This is a genomic window from Micromonospora sp. NPDC048930 (assembly GCF_043197935.1).
In the GTDB taxonomy this organism is placed as follows: domain Bacteria; phylum Actinomycetota; class Actinomycetes; order Mycobacteriales; family Micromonosporaceae; genus Micromonospora.
The window spans coordinates 11,964-29,994 of sequence record NZ_JBICUB010000023.1 but is presented as its reverse complement, the minus strand read 5'-3'; the positions used below and the strand labels follow the sequence as shown (position 1 = coordinate 29,994).

The 18,031-nt window shown below is 69.8% G+C and carries 6 protein-coding genes; all 6 read right to left on the bottom strand.

Features of this window, described 5'->3' with window-relative positions:
- Positions 1-91: 91 nt before the first annotated feature.
- Genes ACGFI9_RS34365 through pglW form a run of 6 tightly spaced genes read right to left on the bottom strand, consistent with a single transcriptional unit; the run spans position 92 to position 17,711 of the window.
- Entirely contained in the window at positions 92-2,206 is a 2,115-nt protein-coding gene (locus ACGFI9_RS34365; protein WP_393184748.1) for a DEAD/DEAH box helicase, read from the bottom strand.
- Complete coding sequence (brxD, locus tag ACGFI9_RS34360) at positions 2,203-3,480, bottom strand: BREX system ATP-binding protein BrxD (protein ID WP_393184746.1); 1,278 nt, start codon at positions 3,478-3,480, stop codon at positions 2,203-2,205. Before brxD ends, ACGFI9_RS34365 begins: the two co-directional genes overlap by 4 nt.
- Positions 3,477-6,185, bottom strand: a complete 2,709-nt coding sequence (gene pglZ / locus ACGFI9_RS34355) for a BREX-2 system phosphatase PglZ (RefSeq protein WP_393184744.1) — start codon at positions 6,183-6,185, stop codon at positions 3,477-3,479. Before pglZ ends, brxD begins: the two co-directional genes overlap by 4 nt.
- On the bottom strand, positions 6,182-9,910 hold the full coding sequence (locus ACGFI9_RS34350) for a DUF6079 family protein (protein WP_393184742.1): 3,729 nt from the start codon (positions 9,908-9,910) through the stop codon (positions 6,182-6,184). The genes pglZ and ACGFI9_RS34350 overlap by 4 nt, the downstream gene beginning before the upstream one ends.
- On the bottom strand, positions 9,907-13,503 hold the full coding sequence (pglX, locus tag ACGFI9_RS34345; RefSeq protein WP_393184741.1) for a BREX-2 system adenine-specific DNA-methyltransferase PglX: 3,597 nt from the start codon (positions 13,501-13,503) through the stop codon (positions 9,907-9,909). Before pglX ends, ACGFI9_RS34350 begins: the two co-directional genes overlap by 4 nt.
- Positions 13,500-17,711 carry a BREX system serine/threonine kinase PglW gene (pglW, locus tag ACGFI9_RS34340; protein ID WP_393184739.1) on the bottom strand — a complete coding sequence of 1,404 codons (4,212 nt, stop codon included), beginning with the start codon at positions 17,709-17,711 and terminating at the stop codon, positions 13,500-13,502. Before pglW ends, pglX begins: the two co-directional genes overlap by 4 nt.
- Positions 17,712-18,031 lie beyond the last annotated feature (320 nt).

Sequence of the window (18,031 nt, the reverse complement as noted above, 5' to 3'; positions counted from 1 at the left end):
CCTCAATCCCTTGACACGTTCCGGACCGCCAGCGTCCGCAATACGTGACGGAAGGCAGTGCGCTGCTTGCCCACTCCCGCTCTTATTTCGGTCAGACCTGAACAAAGCGCGCTCGTTCCTCAAACACCCTTGCGGCACCGGTGGTGTCGGCGAGCCTGGCGGCGAGGGTCGCCGTCGCGAGCCGCGGCGGCAACGCAGCGCTGAACTTAAGTCCCTCCATCGCCTTCTCGTTCACGTCAGGCAGACAGATACGCTGCTCCGCGTCCGCGGTCAGTTCTCGCCATGCGGCGGGCGTGAGATCCTCTCGCAGGCGGATCTGGCAGTCGTCGAAGCGCTGGATTGGGTCGACCACCTCGCTGAGGGTTGCCGCCAGGGTGGCGTTGGCGCGGAATCCGGCCCAGGTCCACCAGCGCAGGTCACCGCCTTCGTCTCGGCTGATGACGTTGCCGCCGGGGTGGACCAGGGACGATCGCTCGTCGCGCTCGGTGGCAAGCCTGTCGGTCGCGCGTTTGGTCAGGCGGACGGGTGGGTCGCTGCCCAGCAGCACATCCCGCATGGCTCGGGTCAGCTCGAAGCCGAGGCCTGCCCAGCCGCGGTTCGTCCAGCGGGCCTTGCCGCCGCCGTCGGCCGGTTCCACATAGCAGCGCCGGCGCCGCCAGTCGACGTACACCACGCGCCAGCTCCGCCCACCCAGGAGCACCCGGCGATCACCGTGTACCTCCTCGGTCAGCAGGCTCGGATCGATCCGGCCGACGTCCCTGCGGCCGTACAGGACGGTGAATTCCGGTGGACTGGTGAAGACGGTCGTCATCTCCATGAAGTGCCGGTGGCCGAACCGCCTCTCCGCCTCGGGGCCGATGAACAGCATGTCGCCGTCGACGTCCAGGAATCCGTGCTCCACCAGGAACCGCACTATCGGCTCGGCGCTGCGGTCAAACGGGGACAGCCCGTTCCACCACTGCTGCCATAGGCGGTCGCCGACTCGGCCCTGTTGAAGGCAGAGCGCGAGGACCTGCTGGGCGACGATGTGGCGTGGCTCGGGAGGTGCTGTCACCGGCTCCACCCAGCCGCGCCCCCACAGCAGCAGCAATGCAGCGGCGACAACGAGTGAATCGCCGTCGCGGGCGAGCACGAGACAGTTGCGGACACTGCCGGGTCGACGCCCGGTGCGGCCGAGCCGCTGAAGGAAGGACGCGACTGTCGACGGGGCGTCGATCTGGATGACGCGGTCCAGGTCGCCGACGTCGATGCCGAGTTCGAGGGTGCTGGTGGAGACGATGACGCAGTCGCGCGCCTCGGCGAACGCTTGCTCTGATCGGCGTCGCTCGTCGGTGGACAGGGAGGCGTGCGACAGGAAGGTGGTGACCCCTCTGGCCCGCAGGAGCTGTCCCAGTTCCTCGACCGTCTGCCGGGACTCGCAAAAGACCAGGCGCTTCTCCCCTGCGTGCAGGGACGCGATGACGGTGGCGGCGTTGGCGAGCGAGCCAACGTAGTCCAGCTCGATGTCTCCTGGCGGTGGTTCGGCCACGGCGTTCGGGTGGATGCCGAGCTCCTTCGGCGCAATGACCCGCCCGGGGTGGGCGCCTTTCCCTGAGCCCTGCAGCCAGCCCAGCAGTTCCTCCGGGTTACCGACAGTGGCTGACAGTCCGATTCGCTGCACCGGCGTGCCGATGACGCGGGTCAGCCGCTCCAGGACGGCCAGCAGGTGCCAACCGCGGTCGTCGCCTGCGAATGCGTGCACCTCGTCGACGACGACGGCGCGCAGGCCGGCGAAGAACGACCGATGGTCCACGTTGCGGCTGACCAGCATGGATTCCAGCGACTCAGGGGTGGTCAGGAGGATGTCGGGTCGGTTGGCCAGGATCGCCCGGCGTTGGGGGGCGGCTATGTCCCCGTGCCAGAGGGCGGTTCGCCGGCCCAGCCACTCGGCGTACCGCTCGAGTCGGGGCAGCAGGTTGTTCAGCAGCGCCTTGAGCGGGCACAGGTACACCACAGATGTGCCGGACCAGCCCTCGGTGGCCATCCGGGATAGCAGGGGAAAGACAGCCGCCTCGGTCTTGCCGCCGGCCGTGGGTGCGAGCAATAGTGCGTCGTCGCCGGCGAGTAGCGGGTCGATGGCCGCCTGCTGCATCGGCCGCAGGTCGGACCAGCCGAGGGAGTTGACGATGTGGTGGACGACAGCTGGGTGGAGTTGGTCGGCGGTCACGGCAGGTCCAGCGACACGTCGTCGGCGCTGGCTGCGTTTCGCTCCACCTCGGTCATCTCAGTGGTGGACAGGGTCAGTGCGTAGTCGGATCTGGGATCGAAGTCGGGGAACTGGTCAACGCGGTCGAGCACGTCACCGATCAGTTTCTTGAGGAACAACCGGGGCGCCACGCCGACCTTGCCGCCGAGGCGACCCGTCAATGCAGCGCCGAGGTCGGCGACGTACGTGTCGTCGACGAGCCGGGCGATCCGGTCCGGTTCGGCGACGTCGGCGGCGAAGATGTCCCGTACCCGCACGCCTAGCTCGCCCAGCGTTTCGGGGGTGAAGCCGGGCAACCGCAGCTGCACGGCGCGGGGGTTGTCGAAGCGAGCGTCGGCGGTGAAGTCGGTGGCCAACCGTTGGGCCAGCGGTGCTAGCCGCTGCACCCCCTGCGGACCTTCGAAGAAGGCGGCAGTTCCGGTAATTAGCAAATACAGCCCGGGGAAGCGGCCAGAGTCGACCTCGTCGATCAGCTGGCGCAGCGCGTTCAGGGCCTTGTCGCGCACATCGGACCGGGCCCGCTGAAGGGTCTCCACCTCGTCCAGTACCACCAACAGCCCCGGGTGTCCGCTGTCGCGCAGCACGGTGAGCAGGCCCTGGAGGAAGCCGAACGCGCCGAAATGGTCGAGCTCTCCGCGTACACCGGCGGCCCGGCGGACAGCTGCCGCAACCTGTGGTTGGCCGCCCAGCCAGGCGACCAGCCCCTCAGCCGTCGCAGGATCATCGCGGTGCAGCGCCGCGCGGTAGCCGCGCAGGGCGGCGGCAAAGGCGGGCGTCGTACGGGAGACCTGGGCCAGCCGGCGCTCCAGCACGGCCTCGGCCGCGTCGCCGGCCTCCTGGTCGAGCAGGAACAGCCAGTCGTCCAGCACCGCCCGCAGCGCCGAGGCGGGGAACTCGGAGGTTTGCAGCGATTCGCAGATCCGCCGGTAGACGGTCTCCAGCCGATGTAGCGGCGTCTCGGTCTCGGAGATCTGCACCTCGGCCACGGCCATGCCCTGGCGCTTGGCCCGCTCGGCGAGCCACCGGGCGAAGAAGGTCTTGCCGGAGCCGTACTCCCCCCGGACGGCCTTGAAACCGCCACCGCCGGCGGCCACCGCCGCCAGCTCGGCGTCCACGGCTGCCGTGAACCGGTCGAGACCGACCGCGAGCACGTCGAGCCCGTTTTGCGGTACGGTGCCGCGACGCAAGGCGTTGATCACTTCCTGGCGGCGCCGCGTGCTGAGCTGCAGGGTCACAGCGTGACCCCGAACTGGTCCCTAAGGAGGGTGGTGTCGAGTACAACCCTGCCGTCGGCGTCGCGGCTGAGCACTGGGTACTGCTCGACGTTGAGCAGCCGCTGGGCTTGGGACAGCGCCCCGGTGAGCTGGACCGTGGCTACGCCGAGTGCCGCTGCGGCGGACTCGGGGTCGAGCCGGTACGCCGAGGTGGCGAGCAGGGCGGACAACAGCCGGGCAACCTGATCGTCCGTGATCGCTGCCCGGGCGGCGCGCTTGCGCTGGTCGCGATAGGTGGGCGAGGCGAGGACGGCCGCGGCGACATCCGGCTCGTCGAACAGGGTCGCTGCCTGCGGGGTGTGCTGGGCACGCATGCCCGCCTTAGTCCGCGCCGGTGCCGCAGCGGGCGTCGGCCCGCCGTTTATCGGGCCGCGCCACCACGGCGGGGACTGCGGTGGTGCCAGCCGCCATCCGTCCGGCGCCTCACCCGGGGCCAGGACGCTGACCGGCACCACGGCCTCGGCCGGGGCAGCGCCACCGTGGTAGCCGGCCTTCAGCGGCCCGTACCGCAGCCGTTCGGAGACCGCGAGGACGGCATCGCCGCCGTGCAGCAGCACTCGGCGGCCGCGTACGCGGACCTCACCCTCGCCCACCGGTTTTGTCGGGTCGAGCGGCCGGGACCGGTTGCTGGACGCGCCCGTCACCGCCAGGGTGTGCCCCTGCCGCCGCTCGACAACGTGGCCGTGGTCGGAGGTGAGCACCACCAGCCGGCCCGCGGTGCGGGCGCGTTCCAGCAGCGGGCGCAGGTGCTTGACGGTGTCCGCGGTCCACGCGGTGCCGCCCGGGTCGGACCGGTCGAGTGCGTCGTCGATGGTATTGAGGACGCAGGCCACCAGGGCTGTGCCTGCGGTGTCATCGATTGTGGCGGCCACGTCGTGGGCGAGGGCGTAACCGGCGGCGCTGGAGTCCAAGGACACCTTGTGGAACAGGCGCGCAGTCAGGCCGTGCGCCTTCACCAGCGCGCTCAGACCGGAGGTCTCTGCCGGCCGCTCGCCGGTGGTGAGCGCCCCGCTGAACAGGCTCGCCCGGCACACGGTGGTGAGTGAGGGCAGCGGGGCGACGGCTGCGATACGCCGGTCACGGTCATCCGGCAGGCATTCCAGCCAACTGTCGTAGCGGCGGATGACGTCGTCGACGACTTCCGTGGCGACGGCTTGACTCATCCCGTCGGCCACCACCAGCAGCACCGGCCGCTGCCGCGCCAGCGGCAGCACAACCGTGGGCAGGAGGTCTTCCAGGTGGACCAGCCCGGCCGGGGTCGGGGCATCCTGCTCGACGTGTGCCGCCAGAGCGCGGCCGAACGCCTCGTCGTGGGCGTCCCGCCGCAACCGGGCCGCTTCGAGCACAGCCCGAAGCCCCTGCGCGAGCGTTTCGTCGTCCACCCCGGTCCACGCCTCGGCGGCAGCTCGGTCGGCCCAGGCGTCCTCGTCTCGCTGCCGGGCAGCCAACTCGCCGAGGTCGCCAGCGGTCGGTGCCGTCCGGCTCAACCAGCGCGCCAGGCGGACGCTGGCCATCGCTCGTGGCACCCGTACCTCGTCGGGATGCTGAGCCAATGCGTGGCCCTCTACCTGGCTGCGGGCCTCCTCGACTGCGGGCAGCACGGCCGGGTCTACCAGGGGACCGTCCGGGCCGCCGGCGGCTGCCCGGGCCGCGGCCCGTTCGGCACAGCGCCGTAGCGATTCCCCGAGGACTGCGAGGCGGGCTGTTAGGCCACGCCGGATGATCGCCGATTCGCCGGCGAAGGAGCCAGCTTCAACCCGATCGAGGAGGGTCTCCGCACGCGCCAGCACCCGCGCAGCAGCGTCCGGCTCGGCCGAGATCACCTCCCGGGTCACAAGCTCCGCCTGCTCCGCCCACACTTTGAGGACATGCTCTGGAAGCTGGCCACCCACCTCCCGGCCGAGTAGGGCGCGCGGCCCGGAGCCGGCTGGCGCCGCGCGTACCACCCGGGCCACCAGGCCCATTGGCACGGTGTCGGCGGCACGGCCGTCCCGCAGGAGCGGGAGTACGACGGAGGCGCAGGTGCCGCACCGGTCGGCGGCCCAGGCGAGTAGCGCGTCAACGAGCGCGTCCCCGGCGATGACCCGCAGGTCGGCAACAGCGGTGGCGGCGTCGGCGCGGGTGCTCCAGCGCAACACCACTGGTAGGTCAACCGGCTCGCCCACCTGTCCGAGGCCCAGCCGCAGCGCGGCCACGGCCCCGAAGGCGTGGTCGGCGGTGAGTAGGCCGACCCGGGCCGGTGGCCAGCCGTCCGGTGGAGCTGCGGCCAGCAGCCCGGTGGCGATGGCTTGTGCGGACGCGGCGGTGACCAGGCCGTGGTCGACGCGGGTGGCCGCGAACTTGTCCTGCACGGCGGCCCACGGGTCCGGCCGGCGCAGCCGTTGCCAGGCTAGGTGGGCGGTGATCCCGAGGCCAAGCTCGGTCTCGTCCCGGTCGGTGAGCACGACCAGCCATCGGTCGGCGCCGCGGTCAAGCAGCGCCTCCCGCACCGCCAACGCGGACTGGCAGCGCACGACGCGGACCGGCACGCCGTTATGGTCGAACTCGTCCGGGCCGGCCCACTCCGGCTTGGCCTGCACGCCGAGCACGCCCCCGGCGTAGCGCTTGCGGGCGGCCTCGTCGAGCAGGGCGGTGATGACCGGCAGGGTCGCTGCGGCGAGGGTCACTCCTCGGCCCGCCATTCCACTGTGAACGGACGCCCGGCCCGCTCGGCCGCGAATGCCTTCAGCTGTGTCACCGTCTCGTTCAGGTCCTCCTGGCTGGCCACGGTACGGGCTCCGCGGGCCGGCCGCCGCTTGCCGTCGTCCCCACCGCCAGGGCGCGGCTTGTCGCCGCCGTTCGCCGCCCCTAGCGCCCACCGGAACGCCTCGTCCTCGGCGCGCTTCAGCGCGACCAACAGGGACTGCGCCAGCTCGTCCGCTGCCACCGCGTCGCGCAGCCGGTCGAGGATGCCACGCGCCGCGACAGCGCGCTCGCTGGCGCCGCTGGCCTCGGCCTCCTGCACCGGCCGCAGCCGCTCCCACGGGAAGCTGGCAAGCCCAGATACAAGAGTCTGCGCGGATGTCAGCGACTTCGCGGTAGCTTGCGCCGTACCGGCGAGCTCGTGACGGGCAAGCCCCTCCACCAGCGCCACGCGGTCTCGGGCGCCGGTCAACGCGGCCACAAGTTCATGCGCGGACCTTGCCGTGGCTAGCCGGCCGGTATTCGCGGCGGTGTCGGTTCCGAACCGCTGGTAGACCCGCTCCAAATCGGCGACGAGCTGCGCGGCAGCCGCCTTGACTGCCGCCGCCCGCTCACTGACCGCCTGAGTCAGCTCGGTCACCGCCTGGCCGGTCAGGTACGGGTTGGCCACCGTGCCGAACAGCACCCCCGCGCGCGCCACAGCTGCCTCCCAATCGCCGGCAGCCGGCAGCGGCTCGGGACGTAGCTCCATATCCGGCGCGAGCGACCCGGGCGCCGGGGCCGGCACTACCGGTGCGTTGTACCGGTACCAGGCGCGGGTGTGCAACACCGCCCAGGCACAGATGATCAGATCGGTGACCTCGGGGCGCAGGCCTGCAGGCGGCGAGACCGCGTTGATCCAGTCGCGCAGCCGCCGGACTGCGACCGGGTCTGCGGGCGACATGCCGTCGCGGCCCATCGCAGTGGACAGCAGCATGTCCCAGCGAAACCGGTCGGAGCCGAAGAGGAAGTGTGTCTCGCCCATGTGGCCGACACCGAGCGGGTTGGCGACCCGGCGTACCGCCTCACGCTTACCCGGCTCGATGAAGGCCCGGCCGTCGGGATCCTGCCCCGCGGCCTCAACGGCAGCCAGCACAGCGGCCAGTTCGGCCCGGGTCACCTCCCGCTCCTCCGGCTCGAACCGCGGATGCCCCGGGAAGGTCGCGGCGAACGCTTGCTCTACCAGGTTGGCAAATGCGGCGGCCAGGTCATGTCCGACCGGGGCCGCCGGGTCGAACTCCCGGTGCAAGCTGAACAGCACCCGGTCGTGGCCGTCCAGCCGCTCCAGCGTGCCGGGCGTGGCGGTGGCCGCCCCGTACGCCTCCTGAACCGCGCGGCGCAGCCGCTGCCGCAACGAGTCCCGCTGCGTCTCCAGGATGATCCGGGCCTGCACCCGGTCCGCCTCGGCGAGGTGGTCCGAGTGGGCGGTCCACCGCTCCCCCGAGCCGCCCAGCAGCCAGTCCAGGATGACCAGCCGGCCCAACTCGCGCCGCCGCTCGGTACTGAGGAAGTGCGGAACCCACACGACCGTACGAGCGGGCTTGGCCGCGGCCCTCAAAGTCTCGACCCGGTTCAGGTCCTCCAACGAGCTGTGGCCGTCCTCGTCGAACGGATAGTCGATGACGAACCGCCACGTGTCTGGGCCCGCCTCGAACGCCCCGTCAGTGAGCCAGTTCTGGTCCCGAACGTTGCCGAACACGACCTCGATCTCGCGCCGCGACCCCCGCCAGATCCGCGTCTGCCGGGAAACGCCGAACGCGTCGCCGTCGATGTCCTTCAGCTCCAGCTCATCCCAGACGAGCCGCTTAAGCGTCTCCCGCCGCCGGCCGTCGTTGTCCTCACCCTTGGCGCGCTCGACGACGCTCTCGTAGTCAACCTCCGCGATACGCACCCGGACGACAGGGTTACGGGTGTCTCCCGTGATCTGGATCTCGGGCACGGCCGACTGCCAGCGGCGCAGCTTCGTCAGAGCCAGCTCGCCCTCCCGGCCGCGGAACGCCGGGGCGGTGATCGACCCGTGGTTGAGTGCGGCCAGCCGGGACGGTGTCAGCTCCTTCAGCGCCGGCACCTCCGGAGCGACAGCGGACAGCACCAGCGTCTTAACCAGCCGATCGTCGGCCCAGAAAGGATGCTCACGGGGCAGGCCGGCAAGGTCGGTCGCAGCCAACTTGTGCTCGCGCAGCAGCTCCGGGCGCAGCTTTTCCTGGTACAGAGTACGGGCGTTCTTGAACCGGCCGGCCATCTCCGGGGTCAGCGCCTGATTGCCATCAACCACCAGCTCGAAGACGTCGCCGACCGGCACCACATCATCGATGGTCAGGTAATCCCGCTGGTTCACCAGCAGCTGCTGCATCACCTTCAGCGCGGTGCGGTCACGCTGCATGGCCGAGGCAAGCGTACGCAACGTCGAGACCAGGGCCGGGGAGAACGGATACGTACGCCGGAACGCCAACTGGTCGGAGCCACGATGACTGTCATCCGTGTTAACCCCGTCCAGCAACACATCCCACACCTCGGGCCGCCGGTCGAGCTGCTGGAACGCCTCGTCAAGGGTCGCCCTCGCGGCAGCGTCCTTCGGCTGCAGCAGCCGCTTCTCCGCCACGTACGGCAGGTTGTCGTCACCGAGCACGATGGGCAGGAACCGCCCCTCCTGGTGCCGGAAGGCCTTGTCCAGCGCATCCTGCTCGGCTCCAGCGCCGGCGCCCATGTCGACGAAGTAGCGGCGCAGGTCAAGCTGCCGCGCCACAAAGGACACGATCGGGATGGCCCGCCCGCCCAAGCCCGACTCGACCAGCTTGGTGATCTTCTGGGCTTCCCGGCCGAAGAATTCCCGGTCTCGCACGGCGAACGACAGCCACAGCACCAGCTCGTCGAGAAACATGACGATAGCGTCGTAGCCCAGCCCCTTGGCGTGCCGGGACATCGCCGCCAGGCCCTCGTCCAGCGTGACGAACTCGCCGGTCTGGGTGAACGAGGTGAAGTAGGTGCGGACCAGCGCCGAGACCAGCCTCTGCCGGGCCTCGCTGCCCGAAGCCGCCGCCCGCGCGGCGTCGTAGGAGTCCGCCGTCCACGGCTCGTCCCCCTCGAGCACGCCGGACCACTCGTCGGCCACCGCCATGTGCTCGTTGAGCCCAGCGAGAAACGCATCATCGCCGAGGCGCTTGCGCATCCGCTCACCATCGGCCAGCACCGCATCGCTGCGATGCACCGCCGGCAGGTCGCATCCCGGGTGCAGCGCCAGGATCTGGGCCACGTACCCGCCGAGGATCGTCTCCTCGATGCTGCGCGCCTCTAGAAAGTGAAACGCCAGCCGCAGGATCTTCCTGTTAGCCAGCACCGAATCGTGCCGCGCGACCGCAGGCTGCAGCTCCGGGATCGCCCTGGCGGCCGACTCCCCACCGAGCAACGCGTACAGGACAGCCATGAAGTGGCTCTTGCCGGAACCGAACGAGCCGGAGAGAAACGCCGCCCGGCTCTGGTCGTCCTGGATCGCAGACGCGACCAGCCCGAGTGCGGAGTCGAACGCCTCGGCCAGCGCGTCGGTGACCACGTACTCCTTGACGGTCCGATGCAGCCGGCTCTTGCCAACCCCCTCGGTAAGCCGCAGCACGTAATCGTCGGCACCGGCAATCTCCGGAATGCGGATGATGTCCCGCAGCAGGATGCTCATGCTGTCTTCGCCTTTCGTCCACGACCACGGCGGGAGGGCTCTGGGCACCATGCGGCCAGCTGCTCGCGCGTGCGCTCCACCTGTCGGCCACGCAGGTCGACCTGCTCCCGGAAGAACTCCGCCGCCGACACCCCGCCATAGAACGCGTCCGGCTCGGTGTGCCACTGCTCCACCCACGGCAGCAGCTCCGCGAGGCCGGCCACCAGCGGGATCAGCTTCTCGTCCGGCGCGCCCTCGGTCTCCCGCCACCGCAGCAACTGGTCGAGCGCGAACGCTTGCTGCGAATAATCCCAGCCGGCCCACCCGAGCAACGGGGTGGGATCGTTGTCCCTGCCCGCCTCAGGGTAGAGGATGAAGCGCTCCTTGGGCACGTCCAGCTTGCCGCGATGCGCCCAGTACTCCTTACGAACGAAGTCAGCCGGAGCATACTTCGGCGGGACCGGGATCGGCGGGTTGTCTGGACCAGTGCCGAACTTCTCGCCCTTATCCTCGCGGCGCTGCAACGCCCAGGTGTGCTCCCACGCCTCTCGGCTGCGCAGCCCGCTCTCCGTGTATCGATAGGCGGCCAGGTAGGGCACGGCTTCCTCGGCCAACAGCCGCTGCAGGCTTACCACCACCGACACGTCCGGCCGGCCTTCCCACAAGGCCAACACCGACACCAGCTCGGCGTCCCGCGACACGTCGTCGGCAAGCTGCGCGACGCTCCGCGGGACTGGGGCGCCGGCCCGATCGAACCAGAACCGGCGGTCTTCAAGGCGGTCCAGCAGCCAATCGCGGAGAGCGCGCTCCTCCCTCCTTTCCCACGACTTCTCCCACGGCTCGGAGCCCCAGCGCCGCTTGTGCTCCGGCCGCTCCAACAGCTTCAGGTACGGATGCGACTCGACCAGCTCGATCCGCCGCTGTACGAGGTCACGGTACGCTGCAGGCCAACGCCCTGGGATTTCAGTGGCCGGAGTGGAGCCATGCCGTTCGAACCAGGCCGTCTGCTCCTCACCCTTGTCAACCCGCCGGGCAAGCACCATCTCGAAGGCCCGCTGCCCAAGCTCTAGCCCGGGCAGGTCGTCGCCGGGATAGGTCAGATCCTCGTCGATCAGGCCGTAAAGCCGGTAGACCGTCCAGTCGAGTTCCTCCTGCCGCCCAATCATCTCAGCTCGCACGGCTTCGAATGCATGCCGCGCGTCGTCGAGCGATTCCCGGCTCGGGATACCCGCAGCCACGATCGCCGCTGGCGTTAACTCGGCGAGTCGCTGGGCGAGGTGGTCAAGCCGCCGGGCTCGTTCGAACGGCAATGTGGAGGGCAGTGGGAACTCTTCTACGTTGGATGCATTGAACTGGTATGTCCTTTGCCATGCTTGGTCGGCAGCGCCACCCTTCGGCTTCGTTCTATTACGGAGCCAGAAGCATGCAGTTGAAGAGTTTAGAACCGCTAGAAGACCTAGGTGATCATCCTCGGTAGATCCCTCTGGCAGTTTGATCACGGGTGCAGTTTGCTTGAAGACCTTCCCGCCTCTATCCAGCACAAAGTGATTATGTGTTGCCACTTCTGCGAATGTTATCGAGAGCGGCCGCAGGTAACGGGCAGCTACCCAGCGATACCAACTCCACCACGGCTCTCCAGCCTTGGCCTTGGTTACGCCCCCGAAGCCGGTCACGGCGCCGAGAACAGTCTTATAGGGCCACTGCCGACGGAGCCACGGCTGGCCCGCGATGGGGATGAGTTTGGCCTTTTCGTCATAGGGAGCGAGCGCCCAGCCGCCCTCGGTCACCGACCAATCACGGACAACGTCTCCGGTAATGACGGGTCGGGCTAGCTCATGCGGCACTTGATCGCGGCTCAAGGCGTGCTTTGGCGCGAAGAATGCGTCGTCGGCCCCCGGAAAGCTAGCGAAGCCAATCTGCCCTGCAATCATATCGGCCAATCGACGCGAGCAGCGGCTGTCGATCGCACTTTGAAGCTCAAGGGTACCGCCGCCGGAGAGGGACCAAGGATGGGTCGCGAGCAACCCGCGATCAAGGTCAGAGATGGTTACCCAATCGTTTTCGAATCCCAACTCATCGAGGTGGTTCGCTAGCGATGTCCAATATGGACCCTGCCCCTTATCGCCACTTGAACGAGTTTCCCGAAGCCCGTTGCTCAAAACGGCCCGAACCACTCCCTTGACTGGTCGCCGATTCATGCCGATCAGAATAACCGTCGGAGTCCCGTCAGTATTGTGACCCGGAATCCATGCCCCTTCGGAATCAATGACGAATTGCAGGTCCTTGGTGGGCAGGAACTTCTCGATCAGTGGTACGCCGAACTCGCGCTTCATGAAGGAATTGCTGGTGATCTGACCGACCCAACCAGGCCGCTCTCCCGCCTTTGCCAGGGCAAAGAACCGCTCCATGAAGGGCACCGTCAGTGCGTAGGTGCCCTTGCAGTAGTGGTACCGCTTCCGGTACCCCTGGTTGAGGGCCTTGTCCTTGACAGTGATGTACGGTGGGTTGCCAACCACCACGTCGTATCGGCCGTTTCCCAGGATCTTCTGCAGAGCCGCCAGATTCTCGGTTGGGTAGGCGTAGGTGGCCGCGGTGCGGTCCGCGCTGTACTCCGCCCCGTACTCAATCTCAAGCTGGTCAAGGCCGTGCAGCAGCGAGTCGCCGACGGCTAGGTGGTAGTTGAATGCCGGCGCACTCTCCAGCATCTCGTCGCCCGACGCTTGCATCGCGGCGATGGTTAGCCGGAAGCGGGCGATCGCCACTGCGAACGGGTTCAGGTCCACTCCGTGGATCGCGTCGAGCGCCTTCTGCACGCGGGCACGTCGCTCCATTCCCGGGGCATGCCGCTCCCAGCGCTCCCGCAGGCGTGCGAATGCCCCAAGCAGGAAGTGTCCAGAACCGCAGGTCGGGTCGATCAGTTTGAAACCGTCCAGCGGACGTTCATTCAGCGCTGGGTCCAGGGTACGGTCGAGGATGAACTCCTCCACGAACACGGGTGTTTGCTTCAGGGCGTACTTTTCCTGTGCCGCAAGCGATAGCTCTTGGTAGAGGTCGCCCAGGAAGCGGGTGTCCAGCGACTCGTCGGACAGGTCGCGCAGCAGCTCGCCGTTCTCATCCCGTTCCCGCCAGAAGGCCAGCAGCCGGGCCGCCGCGTCGCCGGATGGGGTGACCAACCACAGGGCCGATGTCTCGTCCACCAGCTCCCGGGTGGCCGGCATCCCCGCGAGGTACGTGATCGCGTGCAGCAGCCACTCTCGGTCGGTGACGTCAGGGTTGGTGCGAGCTTCGGTGCGCAGAAACTCGGCCTGGGCGTTCAGCGCCTCCTGCCGGCGCTCCTTCGGTCCGGAGATCCACACCGGCTTGACGAGCTTGTTGTCCTCGGCAAACCGGATAAACACGGCGGTCAGGATCCAGGCGACGGCCGCCTGGGTGACACGGTCGTCGGACCACTCCTGCCAGGACCCCGCGGTGCGCCCGCACTGCAGGGCCTCCTGGTGCTGGTCGCGCCATGCCCGATCCACCGCCGGCTGGGTTGCGACCCGCCGGCGCAGGTCGTCCTCCAACGCCTTCAACTCGGCGCGCAGCTCGCCGGTCAGGCGCTCCTCAGCCGTCATGCCTTCTCCTTTTCCGCCGTCGATGCCCGCAGCCAATCGTCGTCGAGTCGCAGGAACTGCCCGCCGTGGCCCAGCCGCAGCGGCACGCCATCCAACGCCGCGCCGGCCCCCGGGGTCTCGGGCAGCAGCAGCCACACCGCCTGCCGGCGGCGGGTCGTCGGGTCGGCCAGCCGGGTCAGCACCTCGGCGTGGCCATACCGGACCAGCGGCGCAGCGTCGGTGACCAGTACCGGTCGGGTACCCTCGGCCGCGCCGTCGGCTGCCTCGGTGATCGCGGCCTCGACTGCGGGGACCACGGTACGGACCAGAGCGGCGAGGCCCTGCGCCGGCCGGCTGCCCGCCTCAGCAGCGTCGGCCGCCCGTACCGCATCCCAGGACACGCCGCGGCGGCCGGCCTCGTCGTGCAGGGCTGCGAGCAGGACCGACGTCACGTCGACCACCCGCGCGTGGTGCCGCTCGGCCAGAGTTCGGGTGGCAGCGTCGAGCCGCTGCGGGGCGACGCCGAGGGCCAGGAACGCCCGGCTGCGTACGCTGTCGACGAGCCTAGCGTCCTCCCCGGTGGCGGCGGTTCGGGCGCTGGCGACTTCGATGGCCACCACCGATGCGCGGCTGGCCAGAGTGGTGTCGCTGCGGCGGGATGGCACCGCGTAGTGCTCGCCGTCCCAGCGCAGCGGCAGCCCGGCGTCGCTGACCACCCGGTCCAGCCGCGGCCTCGTAGGCAGCGCCGGTAGGTCGGGGAAGCGGGCACGGACCCGGTCGGACAGGTCCTGCACAGTCAGCTGCTCCGAGGGGGCCAGCCCGCCGAGGGCGATCCGGACGGCGGCGGCCGGTTCGAGGTCGCGGTCATGCAGTTCGCCTCGGCGCGACGCGGCGGCCCGAGCCGACAGTTGCGCGGCCACCCGCACCAGTCGCACATCGTCCGGGGCAGCCGATCCGGCAGGCCACACCGCACGCAGCCGGGTCGCTGCCCGGCCCACCGGCACGATGTCCTCGCCGGAGTCCACAGCCCGAGCGACCAGGTCGTCGGCGTGTCCGCCGAGCGCGTCTGCAATGTCGAGCAGGGCTGGCTCGGTCGCTACAAGATGGCCTCGGCCGCCTCTGCGGCGGCGTCGCACGATCGGCGGCGTGTCGCCGCCGCCCCGCTCCACGATCTCGGCGCGGTCCTGCGCTAGGCGCAGCAGCCCGGCGACGATCCGGACCGACCGCGGGTCCTCTGACGCCGGCGCGAGCGCCGCGGCGACATCCTCGGCAACCGCCAGGCCGCCCAGGCCGGCGAGGGCCTCGTAAGCCCTGCCCAGGATCGCGTCCAGCCGGGTGCGGGCGTCGGCGTCGGCGGCCCAGGTCTCCTGCAGGTCGGCCAGCGCCCGCGACACCTGCGGCTGCCCGCCGAGGCCAAGGACGGGGGCGAGGTCGGTCACTGAGGCGAACGCGTCGGTCGTGGCCCCGCCGTCGTCCAGACCCAGCAGCCGCCCCACATACCGCTGACGGGTCGGGGTGCGGGCCACTCGCAGCAGCAGGTCGGCGGCGCTGGATGGGTCGGCGATCGGGTCAGCGGCGGCCCGGTCTGGCGTCGGCGCAAGGCCGGCCGCAGGGCCAAACCGCTCCCGCCACTGCTTGGCCCGGCTGCGCACCTCCCGCCGCGTGGGATCGGCCACACCGCGCAGACGCGACAGCTGCCCGGGGTCAACGGCGGCGAGGTCGCCGACGGTGTTCAGCCGCAGTGGCTCCAGCGCCGACAGGGCCCGGGCCGACAGGCCGGACGCCGCCAGCGGGGTCGAGGGCCGGGCCGCCGCAGCGACATCGTCGGCGTCCTTCGGAACTGTGGTGGCCGGATGGGTGAAGACGGCACGCCACGCACCCAGCATTTCCGTCGCGGTGTGGAAGCGTTCGCGGGCGTCCCGTCGCAGTGCGCGGCGGAAGAAGTCGACCAGCCCGCTGGCCACGCTCGGGTCGAACAGGCCGGGATCGATCGTGGCCTCGTCGGGGATCACGGCCGGGTTGGAGCGGCCGTCGCCATAGCGGGGTGCTTGGCCGGTGGCCATCTCGAAGAGGGTGACTGCGGCCGCGTACCGTTCGGCGGCTGAGTCCCAGGTGGGCCGGGCTGCAGTGCCGAGGAACGGGTCGAGGTACGGCGGGGTGCCGGCCTCGATTGCCGAGGCGCCGGCCCGCGACAGCGAGAAGTCGAACAGCACAAGATGCTTAGCCCTGTCGCTGCGTTGCTCGCGTACCCCCAGGTTGGCCGGTTTGATGTCGCGGTGGTCGACGCCGGCCTTGTCGAGCGCCACCACCGCTTCCAGCACGTCGGTGCCGTAACGTTCCAGCAGGTCCAGCGACAGTCGAGGCCGCTCCCGCAGGACCCCCGCGAGCGTGGTTTCACCCGCGCTCTCCAGCAACAAGGCGGTGCGGTCGCCCACCCGCAGCGGCTCCGGCTCCACTAGGCGGATCAGCCGCGCATGGTTGACCTTCGCCAGCGCCGTCAGCACCTCGGCCTCGCCACGCAGACGGGCCGCAGCGGTGTCGTCGAGCGCTACCTTGAGCACGCGGCGCTCGCCACCGGCCGCCCGGTCAGCCACCAGCATCCCGACCGCGGTCGAGCCCGAGCCCAGCCGGCCCACCAGCTCGAACCGCTGGCCGAGCAGCATGCCAGGGGCCGCCTCCAGCGGATCTGTCACCACCCCGGTGGCGCTCGCCTGGGTCTCTCGGTCTACCTGATCGAGCTGGGCGAGGAATGCCTGCACATCGCTGAGCCGCTCGCCGACCACCGGCCGGGTTGCATTCAGCACGAGCTGCCGCAGGCTCGCAGGCACTTCGGGCACATCGGCCACCAGGTCCAGACCGCCGTCGCGGGTCAGTCGGTCCCGCAGGTCGAGGGCGCTACCGGCCGGCGGACGCCCGGCCACGATGTGATAAGCCAACGCGCCGAGGGCGAACACATCCAGCCGGACCCGGTCAGCGTCGCGGTTCCAGCGCCCCTCCGGGGCAAGGTAGGCGTGCGCCCGCTGCTGTTCCGGGTCCGCAGCCGCACGCCCCTCGAGTGCCGCGAATAGGCGGGTGGCCACTTCCCCGGAGACGGGGCTGCCGCCCGGGGTGCGGCTGGCCCCGGCTTTGTCGGCCCCGGCGACCTGCCAGTCACCCAGCCGTACCTCAATCTCGTCACCGCTTCGGTGCACCAGAACCGCGGCGGGCGTCAGCCCGCGGTGTACCACGTGGTGGCGGTGGGCGTAGGCCAGCGCCTCTGAGAGCTGTCGGATCATGAGCACCCTGTTGACCAGGGTCAGTGCGTCGCCGTGGTCGTCGAGCCACAGGTCCAGCCGGCGAAACTCGTCGTCACGGGGATAGACCAGCCCCACACCCAGCTCGTCCTCGACCAGGTCACGCGGGCACAGCACCCAGTCGTGGTGCAGCCGGCTGGTCAGCGCGTACTCGCGCTCGGCGAGCTGGTGGATGCCGCGTCGTTCGGCCTCAGAGGCACCCGGCCGGCTGACGAAAAAGCGGATTCGGGCCTGATCGCGGCGGGCCAGCCGGTGCTCCGCCGGCCAGTCCTGCCAGCCGTCCCCCTCGGCCAGAGGCGGGCCGACCAGCCGCCAGGAGCCCACCTCCCGCTCCCGGCGCAGCGCGAAGCCGATCCGCTCGAACAGGGCCACCAGCAAATCGTCCTGGTCGATCAATCCGGCCCGCTCGCCGGGCAGCGGCGGCTCCAGCAGCCGCTGGGCGATGCTGGGCAGGCCGCTGCGCGCCTGCTGGTCATCCCGGCCGAACAGGTCAGTGGCCTCGCTGGGCGGCAGTGCACACCGACCATCAGGCGCGTGTAGAAACACGCTGTGCTGGATGTACGGGATGTGCCGGGAGTCCAAGTTCGGCTGCAGCTGACGCAGCGCGTCGGTGATCACGCCCTTGAGTCGCTGGGCCTTACGCCGCGCCAGCAGCAGCGGCGAATCCTCGCTCCGCCCGCCGCGCTGCCAGCGGTACGCATTGCCGGTGATGGTGCCCTGGTAGTGCTTCAGCTCGACGAGGTGCAGCCGGCGCTCCCCCAGCACCAGAGCGTCGACCTCGTACCACTTGCCGTCTCGATCACGAAACTCGAAATTCGTCCAGGCATGGAAGGGGCTCCGGTCGGGCAGCAGCTCGCGCAGGTGGGTCAGACCTTCCCGCTCGTGCGGGAACTCGGACGGCGTGACCTCGTGCCACCGCCGGCTGTTCTCCCGCACGTCACACCACCCCCGCTTTTTTCTCCGGCTCGCGCTCGTCGCCGACAATCACGCTGGCCCATCCTGCCAAAGGCGGTCCATCCTCCCAAAGACCCGGTCCGAGCCGCGCACCGCCGCCACACCGTGTCCCTCAACCGACCCAAAGCCAGCTGGCGGGCTCTTCTGGCGAATAGTGGCTTTTGTGCGTCTTAGAGAGACGCCTGCCTGAGTGTCGGCGACGCGTTCGTCGAGCATGGGTAGACAAGCCGTACAGCACGTGGTGTCTCGCCCTGGATCGCCTGCCCCGCCGGTTAGGTCAGCCACCACCAGGGCAAGCCGAC